Genomic DNA, 12,501 nt, shown 5'->3' on the forward strand with positions numbered 1-12,501 from the left:
CGCGCATGCTTCTCATGTCATACGCTCACGGTCTGATGCTTGCGGTGCGGCGCCGGCCTCGGGCCAGTCCAACCGGATGAACGGCCTTGAACGCGAGAGGATTCGGCGCGCTATAGTACCAAGTTGGCCTTTGAAATCGCTTAAATGCGCCCAAAGGGTGCGCGGGATCAAAGGCGTCATCGACGACGCAACTGGACGTTACCCATACCGACGTGACCATACGCATCCGGGGTGCTCGCACCCACAATCTCAAGAACGTCTCGCTGGACCTGCCGCGCCACAAGCTGGTGGTCGTCACTGGCCTGTCCGGGTCCGGCAAATCCTCGCTGGCATTCGACACGCTGTACGCGGAAGGCCAGCGGCGCTACGTGGAAAGCCTTTCGGCCTACGCCCGCCAGTTCCTGCAACTGATGGACAAGCCGGATGTGGATCTCATCGAGGGCCTGTCTCCGGCCATCTCGATCGAACAGAAGGCCGCGGGACACAACCCGCGCTCCACGGTCGGCACCATCACCGAAATCCACGACTACCTGCGCCTGCTCTACGCGCGCGTCGGCACGCCCTACTGCCCCGACCACGGCCTGCCGCTGCAGGCCCAGAGCGTCAGCCAGATGGTGGACGCGGTGCTGGGCTGGACGCCCGAGACGCGGCTGGCGGTGCTGGCGCCCATTGCGCGCGGCAAGAAAGGCAGCTTCGAGGACGAATGCGCCAGCCTGCAGGCGCAGGGCTACGTTCGTCTGCGCGTCGATGGCCAATTGGTGGAAATCGACGGCATGGCGCCGCTGAAGAAGACCGAGAAGCACGATATCGACGTCGTCATCGACCGCCTGCGCATCAAGCCCGAAAGCAAGCAGCGCCTGGCCGAAAGCTTCGAGACGGCGCTGCAGCTCGCCGAAGGCCGTGCCCTGGCGCTGGACATGGACAGCGAGCGCGAACACGTCTTCTCCAGCCGCTACGCCTGCCCGGTGTGCAGCCACAGCCTGCCCGAACTGGAACCGCGCCTGTTCAGCTTCAACAACCCGATGGGCGCCTGCCCCAGTTGCGACGGCATCGGACAGGTCGGCTTCTTCGATCCCAAGCGGGTCGTCGCCTTTCCGGAACTCAGCCTGGCCGCCGGCGCGATCCGCGGCTGGGATCGCCGCAATGCCTTCACCCACTCGCTGCTGACCAGCCTGGCCGCGCATTACGAATTCGACATCGAGGCGCCCTTTGAAGACCTGCCCGAAGCGTTGCGCGACAAGGTCTTGTACGGATCCGGCGAGGAAGAGATCTCGTTCCTGTACTTGAACGAAAAAGGCCGCAGCACCGTCAAGCGCCACACCTTCGAGGGCGTCATCCCGAACCTGGAGCGCCGCTGGCGCGAAACGGACTCGGCGACGGTGCGCGAGGAACTGGGCAAGTACCGCAACATCAAGACCTGCCCGGACTGCGCCGGCTCGCGCCTGCGCCCCGAAGCGCGCAATGTGCTGATCGGCCATGACCCGCGCGGCGGCGAACGCCACGGCCAGGCCATCTACGAAGTCGAGGCCATGCCGCTGTCCAGCTGCCTGGACTGGTTCCGCAACCTGAACCTGACGGGCGCCAAGCAGGAGATCGCGCAGCGCATCGTGCGCGAGATCGAGGCCCGGCTGAGCTTCCTGAACAACGTCGGCCTGAACTACCTGTCGCTGGACCGCAGCGCGGACACGATCTCCGGCGGCGAGGCACAGCGCATCCGGCTGGCCAGCCAGATCGGCTCGGGCCTGACGGGCGTGATGTACGTGCTGGACGAGCCCTCCATCGGCCTGCACCAGCGCGACAACGACCGCCTGATCGGCACGCTGCAGCACCTGCGCGATCTCGGCAACAGCGTCATTGTGGTCGAGCATGACGAGGACATGATCCGCATGGCCGACTGGGTCGTGGACATGGGACCGGGCGCGGGCGAGCACGGCGGCGAAGTCGTCGCTCAAGGCGATCCCGAGACCGTGCAGCGCGATCCCAATTCGCTGACCGGCCAATACCTGAGCGGCGCGCGCGCCATCGCCATCCCGAAGCGCCGCCCTGTCGACGACGAACTGCCGTGGCTGACGCTCACCGGCGCCACCGGCAACAACCTCAAGAACGTCGACCTGCACGTGCCCGCCGGCCGCCTCGTCTGCGTGACCGGCGTGTCCGGTTCGGGCAAGTCCACGCTCATCAACGACACGCTGGCGGTGGCCGTGTCGCGCCAACTGCATCACGCGCAGAGCGAGCCCGCCCCCTACGTGTCGATGCAGGGGCTGGAGAACTTCGACAAGATCATCAGCGTGGATCAAAGCCCCATCGGGCGCACGCCGCGCAGCAATCCCGCCACGTACACGGGACTGTTCACGCCGATCCGCGAACTCTTCGCCGGCGTGCCGGAAGCGCGCACGCGCGGCTATGACCCGGGGCGGTTCAGTTTCAACGTGAAGGGCGGCCGCTGCGAAGCCTGCCAGGGCGACGGCGTGGTCAAGGTCGAGATGCACTTTCTGCCCGACATGTACGTGCCCTGCGACGTCTGTCACGGCAAGCGCTACAACCGCGAGACGCTCGAAATCCGCTACCGCGGCCGCAACATCAGCGAAGTGCTGGACCTGACGGTGGAGCAGGCGCTCGAATATTTCGAATCGGTGCCCGCCATCTCGCGCAAGCTGCATACGCTGATCGACGTGGGTCTGTCGTACATCCGCCTGGGGCAAAGCGCGACCACGCTGTCCGGCGGCGAGGCGCAGCGCGTGAAGCTTTCGCAGGAGCTGTCGCGCCGCAGCACCGGGCGCACGCTGTACATCCTGGACGAGCCGACGACCGGCCTGCATTTCCGCGACATCGAACTGCTGCTTCAGGTGCTCAATCAGTTGGTGGACGCCGGCAACACGGTGCTCATCATCGAGCACAACCTGGACGTCATCAAGACGGCCGACTGGCTTATCGACATGGGTCCTGAAGGCGGCGACGGCGGCGGCAGGGTCGTGGCGCAAGGCACGCCGGAAATCGTGGCAGCAACGCAGGCCAGCCATACCGGCCAGTATCTGGGCAAGCTTTTGCGCCGCAAGCCGGGCGACTGAACACCCCCACTCCATCCAATGGGAAAGCCAGCATGTACACCCTGATCATCGGCAACAAGAACTACTCGTCCTGGTCCATGCGTCCGTGGATCGCGCTGCGCGCCGCGGGCATCGCGTTCACGGAGCAGAAGGTCGGCCTGTTCACCGAGGAATTTTCCAAGCGTGTCGCGGCGGTGTCGCCCGCCGGCCTGGTGCCCGTGCTGCTGGACGGCGATTTCGCCGTGTGGGATTCGCTGGCCATCTGCGAGTACGCCGCCGAGCGTCATCCGGAGGCCGCCTTGTGGCCGAAAGACGCCAAGGCCCGCGCCCGCGCGCGTTCGCTGGCCGCGCAGATGCATAGCGGTTTCGGCGCGCTGCGCCAAGCCATGCCGATGAATGTCGAAGCCGATTTGCCGGGCATCGACTTCCCCGACGCGGCGCTCGCGGACGTCGCGCGCGTGCAGGCCATCTGGCAGGAAACGCGTGTGCAGTTCGGCCAGGGCGGCCCGTTTCTTTTTGGCGGGTTTTCCATTGCCGACGCCTTCTTTGCGCCGGTGGTCTCGCGTTTCAAGACCTACAACATCGCCGCGGCAGGTCCGGTGCGCGAGTACATGGATGCTGTACTGGCGCTGCCGGCTATGCAGGAATGGACGCGGGACGCGCTGGCCGAAGCGACCTTCGTCGAGGCCGACGAGCCCTACCGCAAGCGCCGCTGACAGCGGAACCCTACGCCATATCGAACAGCCGCTTGTGTTCGCGGATGGCGTAGCGGTCGGTCATGCCGGCGATATAGTCCGAGATGGCGCGCGCCTGTTCGTTGAACTGCGCGCGGCGGTAATCGGGCGGCAGCAGACGCGGATCATCCAGGAACACCGCAAACAGCTCGCGCACGATGCGCCGCGCCTTGCGCGTCATGCGCAGCACGCGATAGTGGCGGTACAGGTTGTCGAACAGGAATTTCTTCAGCGTGTCGGCTTCGCGTCGGATCTCGTCGGAAAACCCCGCCAGCGGCGGCGAGCGGCGCACGTCGTCCGCGCTGGCCGGCGCCGCGTCGCGGATGCGCGCCAGCGACGTGTGGGTCAGGTCGACGATCAGCGTATTGATCATGCGGCGTATCGTTTCAGCAACTGCGCGCCGCGGCGCCAGACCGGGATAGCGATCCATCACGTACGCATGGTGGCGCTCGAAGATCGACACTTCCTTCAGCTGATCCAGCGTGATGAGCCCGGACCGCAGGCCGTCGTCCACGTCGTGGTTGTTATAGGCGATTTCGTCAGCCAGGTTGGCAAGCTGCGCCTCCAGCGACGGCTGCGTGCGGTTCAGAAACCGTTCGCCGACATCTCCCAGCACCCGTGCGTGGGCCACCGAACAATGCTTGAGAATGCCCTCGCGCGTCTCGAAACACAGGTTCAAGCCATTGAAGTCGGCATAGCGCTCTTCAAGCTCATCCACCACCCGCAGGCTTTGCAAGTTGTGTTCAAAGCCGCCCGCCTCCGGCGCCAGTTCGCGCATGCAGGCGTTCAGCTCGTCCTGGCCGGCATGGCCGAACGGCGTGTGCCCCAGGTCGTGCGCCAGCGAAATGGCTTCGGTCAGGTCTTCGGACAGCCCCATGCTGCGCGCCAGCGTGCGCGCGATCTGCGCCACTTCCAGGCTGTGCGTGAGGCGAGTGCGGAACAGGTCGCCCTCGTGATTGACGAAGACCTGCGTCTTGTATTCCAGCCGCCGGAAGGCGCTGGAATGGACGATGCGATCCCGGTCGCGCTGGAATTCCGTGCGGTTCTCGGGTGGCGGCTCGGCATGCGCCCGGCCGCGCGATCGGGACGGGTGAGAAGCATAGGAAGCCAGTTCATTCATCTGCAACACCGTCCTTCACTACGTTTACTGGGTGGTTCGTGCCAGCACGGCGCGCACCGCGTCGTCGGGGGCCGGCCGCATCAGGGCTTCACCGATGCGTGTCATGAGCACGTAGCGGATCGAGCCGCCTTCGGTCTTCTTGTCCACCTGCATCAGGTCCAACCAACGGTCGGCGCCCAGGTCCGGCGCGACGGTCGGGCAGCCGATGGCCTGGACCAGCGCGCGAACGCGTTCGACGTCGGCGGGATCAAAGCCGGCCACATCGGCCGACAGCTCAGCGGCTTGCACCATGCCGCAGCCCACGGCCTCGCCGTGCAGCCAGGCGCCGTAGCCCAGGCCCGATTCGATGGCATGGCCGAACGTATGACCCAGGTTCAGGATGGCGCGCAGCCCGGATTCCCGCTCGTCCTTGCCCACCACCTGCGCCTTCAGCTCGCACGAGCGGCGGATGGCATACGTGACGGCCTCGGGGTCCAGCGCGCGCAGTTTTTGCGCATTGTCCTCGCACCAGCGCCAGAATTCCGGATCCAGGATGAGGCCGTACTTGATGACCTCGGCCAGGCCCGCCGAGACCTCGCGCGCCGGCAGTGTGCCCAGCACGTCGGTATCGATCTCGACCGCGATCGGCTGGTAGAAGGCGCCGATCATGTTCTTGCCCAGCGGGTGGTTCACGGCCGTCTTGCCGCCCACCGAGGAGTCGACCTGCGCCAGCAGCGTGGTGGGCACCTGCAGAAAACGCACGCCGCGCATGTACACGGCCGCGGCAAAACCGGTCATGTCGCCGATGACGCCGCCGCCCAGCGCCACCAGGACGCAGCGCCGGTCCAGGCGATTGCCCAACAGCGCGTCGAAGATCAGGTTGAGCGACTGCCAGTCCTTATAGGCCTCGCCGTCGGGGAGTTCGATGCGCAGCACCCGCTTGCCCGAGCGCGCCAGCGCGGCTTCCGCGCGTTCGGCATACAGGGCCGCCACGGTCGGATTGGTGACGACCGCAATCGCGGTAGCGTCCGCGGGAATGCATTGATCCAGGGAGTCCAGACGGCCCGGTCCGATGTGGATCGGATAGCTTCCGCCCGGAGTTTCAACGTCAACAACGTTCATATGCGCTTCTCGAATGCTTGTAATTGCGGCAGCAGCGCCTTGACCAGGGTGTGGATGGGCATTGACCCCGTTTCCACCACCAGGTCGGCGACTTCCTTATATAGGGGTTCGCGCCGGGTCATCAGGTCGCGAAGGGTGCCGCGCGGGTCGGCGGTGGCCAGGAGGGGCCGGTTGCGGTCGCGGCAGGTCCGGCGGAACAATTCGTCCACGCTGGCGCGCAGATAGACGACGATGCCGCGCTCGTGCAGAAGCTGCCGGTTCCCGGCGTCCAGGATGGCGCCGCCGCCCGTTGCAAGAATTATGTTGCGCCGTTGGGTACACTCTTCCAAGGCGGCGGACTCTCGGCGACGAAAACCGGCTTCGCCCTCGATTTCGAAGATTACCGGCACCCGCACGCCGCAACGCGCCTCGAGCTCATGATCCAGATCCATAAAGTCGCGCCCCAGCGCGCGCGCCAGGCTACGGCCTATGGTTGTCTTGCCCGCGCCCATCATTCCGACCAAAAATACCGGCAGGTCGTGCGGCAACGACGCGGTCTTGCCCGTGCACTCGACGGCGCAGGGCTGGCTTTCAGGCGCGGCGTCGGCGCGCGCCGGGTCCGGGGCTGCCTCCGGACATGAGTTAGCGGCAAAGTTCATGCCGGCATTATCACATTTGCCGCAGTTGCCCGCGCACCACACTGACCTATTTTGTTACAGAAACCGATCCGCCACGATGAGGCGGGACCGGAGATACCCGTAAAATCGCCGCGATGAGCAAGCCCCAGAATTCCTCCAAGAAAGACAAGCCCGCCAGCAGCGGCTCCCCGATACTGCGGTTCTTCGTTAAAACCGGCATCCTTTTCGCCGGCCTGTTCCTGTGCGGCGTCCTGCTCGCGGGCATGGCGCTGGCGCTCGCGTGGCCCAACCTGCCCGACCTGAACGCCATGACGGACTACCGTCCGCGGGTGCCGCTGCGCGTGTACACGGCAGACCGCGTCCTCATCGGCGAGTTCGGCGAAGAACGCCGCAACGTGCTGCGCTTCAACGAAATCCCGGACGTCATGAAATCGGCGGTCCTGGCGGCCGAGGACGACCGCTTCTACCAGCATGGCGGGATCGACTGGATGGGCGTGGTGCGGGCCGGCCTGACCAACCTGATCAACATGTCCAAGACGCAGGGCGCCAGCACGATCACGATGCAGGTCGCGCGCAACTTCTACCTGTCGTCCGAAAAGACCTATTCACGCAAGTTCTACGAACTGCTGCTGACCTTCAAGATTGAATCCGAGCTCACCAAGGACCAGATCCTCGAGCTCTACATGAACCAGATCTACCTGGGTCATCGCGCCTACGGATTCGCGGCCGCGTCGCGCACGTATTTCGGCAAGCCGCTGTCCGAAATCACGCCGGCCGAAGCCGCCATGCTGGCCGGCATCCCCAAGGCCCCCTCGCGCTTCAACCCCATCGCCAACCGCCCCCGCGCCGAACTCCGCCAGCGCTACGTGCTGGGCCGCATGCATTCGCTGGGCTACCTGACCGAACCCGAATACAAGCAGGCGATGGCGCAGCCCATCGTCATGAAGTCCGCCGAAGGCACCCCGGCCGGCGGCTATTCCATCCATGGCGAATACGTGGCCGAGCTGGCGCGCCAGCTCCTCTACAACGTGTACCAGGACAACGTCTATTCGCGCGGCATCAACATCTACACGACCGTGCAGTCCAAGGACCAGGAAGCCGCCTACCGCGCCGTGCGCGAAGGCGTGCTGGAATACACGCGCCGCGCGCCCTACCCCGGCCCGGAAGAACAGCTGGACCTGCCCGCCGGCACCGAGAACAACCCCGCCGCGCTGGACGAGTTCCTGGATGGCGTGTTCGACAAGTTCCCGGACAGCGGCGACCTGCTGACCGCGGTCGTGCTGTCGGCCAGCCCCACCGAAGTGAAGCTGGCGCGCAGCTCGCGCGAAGTCATCACCGTGACGGACAAGAAGGTGCTGGGTGTCGTGGCCCGCGCGCTGAACGACAAGGCCAAGCCCGAACAGCGCATCAAGCGCGGCTCCGTGGTCTACATCCGCAAGTTCGGCGACAACTGGGAAATCATCAACTTGCCGTCGGTGCAGGCAGCGTTCGTCGCGCTGTCGCCGCAGGACGGCGCCATCCGTGCCATGGTCGGCGGCTTCGATTTCTACCGCGGCAACTTCAACCGCGTGACACAGGCATGGCGCCAGCCGGGCTCGAACATCAAGCCCTTCATCTACGCCGCCTCGCTGGAACGCGGCCTGACGCCGGGCACACAGATCTCGGACCAGCCGTTCGAACTGACCGCCGCGCAAACCGGCTCGAAGGCCTGGAATCCCAAGAACTACGGCAACCAGTACGAGCCCATGCTGACGCTGCGCCAAGGCCTGTACAAGTCCAAGAACATGGTGTCGATCCGCATCCTGCAGGCCATCGGCCCGCAGTACGCGCAGGATTACCTGACCCGCTTCGGCTTTGACAAGGCGCGGCAGCCCGCCGTGCTGCCGCTGGCGCTGGGCGCAGGTTCGGTCACGCCGCTGCAACTGGCCGGCGCGTTCTCGGTGTTCGCCAACGGCGGCTACCGCGTCACGCCTTATCTCATCGACCGCGTCACCGACAGCAGCGGCAAGGTCATCATGCAATCCAAGCCGGTTGTGGCCGGCGACGCGGCAGCCCGCGCCATCGACCCGCGCACCGCCTGGGTCATGGACGACATCCTGCGCGGCGTTACCACGTACGGCACCGCGGCGCGCGCCCGGGCGCTCCTCAAGCGCGGCGACATCGCCGGCAAGACGGGCACGACCAACGAATCCGTGGACGCCTGGTTCTCGGGCTACACGCCGACGCTGGCGGCAACCGCCTGGCTGGGCTTTGACCAGCCCAAGTCGCTGGGTTCGCGCGAAACCGGCGGTGGCGTCGCCATGCCGATCTGGGTGGACTACATGCAGAGCGTGCTGAAGGGCGTGCCGGAAGAAAAGCAGCGTCCGCGTCCGGACGGTCTGCTCGTCGAGAACGGCGAGTTCTACTTCTCGGAGTTTCCGCCGGGACAGGCCGTGGCGCGCCTCGGACTGCCCGAAGCCGACACACTGGGTGAATTCCTGAATGGCCTGAGCAGCAGCTCCAGCGAGGACACCCGGATCAAGGTCGCGCCGGGCGTGGGGACGCAAACCACCACGCCCTGGTCGCAGAAGATTCCTTTCTGATGCAAAAAGGCCGGCCCACTGGGCCGGCCTTTTTTACAGCCGTATCGTCACGGGGACGCCGGCGGCAGCGGAGCAGATCTGAGACAAGGCGTCCGGCAGCTGCGGCCCGCCCCGGGTATCGTTCCAGTGCTGGCCATCAAAGCGGTAATGGAAGCCGCCGCTGCGCGCGGCGACCCACAGCTCCTGCATGGCGGCCTGGCTGTTCACCACGACGTGGGTGTTGTCCTCGAAAACCATGGTCAGCACATTGCCGCTGCGGCTGGTTTCGACATCGACGTCGAGCGAAGCCGCCCAGTCATCGGCCTGGCTTTCGATGCTGTCCAGCACTTGGTCGATCAACGCAAGAAATTCGGTTTCGGTCATAATCGAGCCTGCAAGAATTACGGAGTTCCCAGTGTTCCAATTGGCATACAGCCGCATGGCTCTTCGCATTGTAGCCACGCTCATGGCGACCGGCATCGTGGCGGCCTGCGGGTACAAGGGGCCGCTCTCCATGCCGCCGCCCCCTGAAGGCAGCAAGGCGCCGGCCAGTACGCAGCAGACCGCGCCGCCGGTGCAGATCCCTCCGGCCCCGACCCTCCCATGACGCCACCGTTCCCCACTCCGCCAGACCTGGCCGGCCATCCCTACTTCCAGTACCGCAATAATGTGTTGTACGCCGAAGATGTGCCGCTTGACCATCTGGCCGAACGGTTGGGAACACCTCTTTACGTCTACTCCCGCGCGGCGCTGAAAGCCGCGTGGCAATCCTATTGCAGCGCCATCGGACCGCGTCCGGTGCTCGTCTGCTATGGCATGAAGGCCAACTCCAATCTGGCCGTGCTCGGCGAATTTGCGCGGTTGGGCGCCGGCTTTGACATCGTGTCCGGCGGCGAACTGCATCGCGCGCTTACCGCCGGCGCCGATGCTTCCCGCATCGTGTTCTCAGGCGTGGGCAAGCAGGCCTGGGAAATGCGCGATGCGCTGCGCGCTGGCGTAAAGTGCTTCAACGTCGAATCGGTCGACGAACTGCACCGCCTGTCCGACGTCGCGGCACACATGGGCCTGCGCGCCGCCGTGTCGCTGCGCGTGAACCCGGACGTCGACGCCCGCACGCACCCGTACATCTCGACCGGCCTGAAGGAAAACAAATTCGGCATCGCCATCGGCGACGCGCTCGAGGCCTACCGCACTGCGCAGTCGCTGCCCGGTCTTCGGATCGTCGGCGTGGACTGCCACATCGGCTCGCAGCTCACCGACATCAGTCCCTACTTCGATGCCCTCGAAAAGCTGCTGGACCTGATCGAAAGCCTGCAACAGGCGGGCATCGCTATCGAACACCTGGACCTGGGCGGCGGACTGGGCATCCGCTACCTGGACGAGACGCCGCCTTCGCCCCGCGCCCTGCTCGACCGCGTTTTTGAACGGTTGAACGCGCGCGGCCAAGGTCATCTGCAACTGGTGCTGGAACCGGGACGCTCGCTCGTCGGCAACGCCGGCGTACTGCTCACCACCGTCCAGTACATCAAGCATGCCGAAGCCCGCAATTTCGCCATCGTCGACGCAGCCATGAACGACCTGCTGCGCCCGGCGCTCTATGACGCGTTCCATGGCGTGCAGCCGCTGCACCCGCGCGCCGGCGACCCCGCCGAATACGACCTCGTCGGCCCTGTATGCGAAAGCGCCGACTGGCTCGCCAAACAGCGGCTGCTGACCATCCGCCAAGGCGACGTGCTGGCGGTGGAATCGGCCGGCGCCTACGGCATGACCATGGCCAGCAACTACAACTCGCGCGGGCGCCCGGCCGAGGTCATGGTCGACGGCGACAAATACTATGTCGTGCGCCAGCGCGAAACCTTGGCGGACCAGCTTCGCGGCGAATCGCTGCTACCCTGAACCGGCGTCGCGCAAAAGACAAAGGCCCCTGCATGCAGGGGCCTTCGTTCGTCTGCCGGGATATTTACGGCGTTAAAGCTGGCCGTACGAGTGCAGGCCCGACAGGAACATGTTCACGCCCAGGAACGCAAACCCCGTAATCAACAGGCCTATCAGCGCCCAGTAGGCAGCCATCGCGCCACGCAGGCCCTTGATAAGCCGCATGTGCAGCCAAGCCGCGTAATTCAGCCAGACGATCAGCGCCCAGGTTTCCTTCGGGTCCCACTGCCAGTACGCGCCCCACGCGTCGGCGGCCCACAGCGCCCCCAAAATGGTGGCCACCGTGAAGAACGCGAACCCGATCGCGATGGCGCGATACATGATATCGTCCAGCACTTCCAGCGAGGGTAGCGCCTCCGCGATGCGGCGGCGGCCCAGAAGAATGGCGCCCACGATCACCGCGCCCACGCCGAAGTACAGCATCCAGGTGGCCGACAGGCCATCGGTGCGGAACACCATCGGCTCGGCACACAGCAACACGCCCAGGATGAACAGCGGCGCCAGCTTGGCCCACGACGTCGTCTGACCGTGCTGCTTGACCAGGTACGCAAAGCCCACCATCGCCGCCAGCGAGAACGTGCCGTAGCCGATGAAATTGGCGGGCACGTGCAGTTTCATCCACCAGCTTTTTAGCGCGGGCACCAGCGGCTGGATCTGTCCCGCGTCGCGCGTGAACGAATACCAGAGCAGGAACACGACGGCCGAGGTGACCACCAGCATCACGAAGCCGCCCAGCGCGCGCGTGGCGTACTTGCGTTCGTAGTACAGATAGAACAGCGCCGTGATGAGGCAAAACAGCACGAAGACTTCATACAGGTTGCTGACCGGGATATGACCCAGGTCCGGACCCATCAGATGGCCCTCGCGCCAGCGCACGAGCAGACCCGTGACGCCAGCAAACACCGCGCCCCAATTCAGCGCCGTGCCCAGCCAGGCAGCCGTCGGGCTGAAAAGGCCGATCCAGTAGCACACCATCGACAGCGCAAACAGCGCGCTCATCCAAAGAATGGCGGACTGCGAAGAAAACAGAAACTTCAGGAAGAACACCTGCTCGGCGCGGGCGAGGTCGGTGCCATAGAGCATCAGCGCCAGGCCCGACGAGATCGCACAGGCGATCATCAGCCGGCGCAGCGGCCGCCACAGCCAGCCCAGCCAGGCCACCGCGGGCACCGTGCCGCACAGGATGATCTTCTCGTAGTAGTCCATCGCGTGCCCGTAGCGGGTCAGCGCGAATCCCGCGCCCGCTGCCAGCAGCAAAAAGAAGACGATGTCGGTCCAGTCGGGCTTGCCGCGTTGCGCGCGGCTGTCGCCGGTTTCGGATAAGGCGTCCTGCCAGAGCGTTTCAGGCGACGGGGGTTGCGTGGTGGTCGTCGTGGACATAAATAA

10 protein-coding genes are annotated in these 12,501 nt (G+C 65.4%); 5 read left to right on the plus strand and 5 right to left on the minus strand.

What is annotated here, in order from left to right; all coding sequences use genetic code 11:
• Positions 1-212: 212 nt before the first annotated feature.
• Positions 213-3,068 carry an excinuclease ABC subunit UvrA gene (gene uvrA / locus AC6CIE_RS24280; protein ID WP_498094352.1) on the plus strand — a complete coding sequence of 952 codons (2,856 nt, stop codon included), beginning with the start codon at positions 213-215 and terminating at the stop codon, positions 3,066-3,068.
• Positions 3,069-3,100: 32 nt separating this feature from the next.
• Entirely contained in the window at positions 3,101-3,763 is a 663-nt protein-coding gene (locus tag AC6CIE_RS24285; protein WP_498094354.1) for a glutathione S-transferase N-terminal domain-containing protein, read from the plus strand.
• Between the two features lie 10 nt (positions 3,764-3,773).
• Here the strand turns inward: AC6CIE_RS24285 and AC6CIE_RS24290 are convergent, their stop codons facing one another.
• Genes AC6CIE_RS24290 through AC6CIE_RS24300 form a run of 3 tightly spaced genes read right to left on the minus strand, consistent with a single transcriptional unit; the run spans position 3,774 to position 6,640 of the window.
• Positions 3,774-4,901, minus strand: a complete 1,128-nt coding sequence (locus tag AC6CIE_RS24290; protein ID WP_452003198.1) for a deoxyguanosinetriphosphate triphosphohydrolase — start codon at positions 4,899-4,901, stop codon at positions 3,774-3,776.
• 24 nt (positions 4,902-4,925) lie between these two features.
• The gene (gene aroB / locus AC6CIE_RS24295) at positions 4,926-6,002 is read right to left on the minus strand and encodes a 3-dehydroquinate synthase (protein ID WP_279971532.1); all 1,077 of its coding nucleotides are present in this window, start codon (positions 6,000-6,002) and stop codon (positions 4,926-4,928) included.
• Positions 5,999-6,640, minus strand: a complete 642-nt coding sequence (locus AC6CIE_RS24300) for a shikimate kinase (protein WP_175124769.1) — start codon at positions 6,638-6,640, stop codon at positions 5,999-6,001. Before AC6CIE_RS24300 ends, aroB begins: the two co-directional genes overlap by 4 nt.
• A gap of 113 nt (positions 6,641-6,753) precedes the next feature.
• Between AC6CIE_RS24300 and AC6CIE_RS24305 the strand changes: the two genes are divergently transcribed.
• Complete coding sequence (locus AC6CIE_RS24305) at positions 6,754-9,201, plus strand: penicillin-binding protein 1A (RefSeq protein ID WP_175124770.1); 2,448 nt, start codon at positions 6,754-6,756, stop codon at positions 9,199-9,201.
• 33 nt (positions 9,202-9,234) lie between these two features.
• Here the strand turns inward: AC6CIE_RS24305 and cyaY are convergent, their stop codons facing one another.
• Positions 9,235-9,564: an iron donor protein CyaY gene (gene cyaY / locus AC6CIE_RS24310; protein WP_175124771.1), complete on the minus strand. Its 330-nt coding sequence runs from the start codon at positions 9,562-9,564 to the stop codon at positions 9,235-9,237.
• Positions 9,565-9,619: 55 nt separating this feature from the next.
• Between cyaY and lptM the strand changes: the two genes are divergently transcribed.
• Both lptM and lysA read left to right on the plus strand, forming a co-directional pair.
• A complete protein-coding gene (gene lptM / locus AC6CIE_RS24315; RefSeq protein ID WP_239216358.1) occupies positions 9,620-9,787 on the plus strand; it encodes an LPS translocon maturation chaperone LptM in 168 nt (55 codons plus the stop codon).
• The gene (lysA, locus tag AC6CIE_RS24320) at positions 9,784-11,076 is read left to right on the plus strand and encodes a diaminopimelate decarboxylase (RefSeq protein ID WP_498094357.1); all 1,293 of its coding nucleotides are present in this window, start codon (positions 9,784-9,786) and stop codon (positions 11,074-11,076) included. Before lptM ends, lysA begins: the two co-directional genes overlap by 4 nt.
• A 72-nt stretch (positions 11,077-11,148) precedes the next feature.
• Here the strand turns inward: lysA and ccsB are convergent, their stop codons facing one another.
• Positions 11,149-12,495 carry a c-type cytochrome biogenesis protein CcsB gene (gene ccsB / locus AC6CIE_RS24325; protein WP_175136918.1) on the minus strand — a complete coding sequence of 449 codons (1,347 nt, stop codon included), beginning with the start codon at positions 12,493-12,495 and terminating at the stop codon, positions 11,149-11,151.
• Positions 12,496-12,501: the final 6 nt, after the last annotated feature.

The sequence above is a fragment of the Achromobacter sp. GQ309 genome (assembly GCF_059759315.1).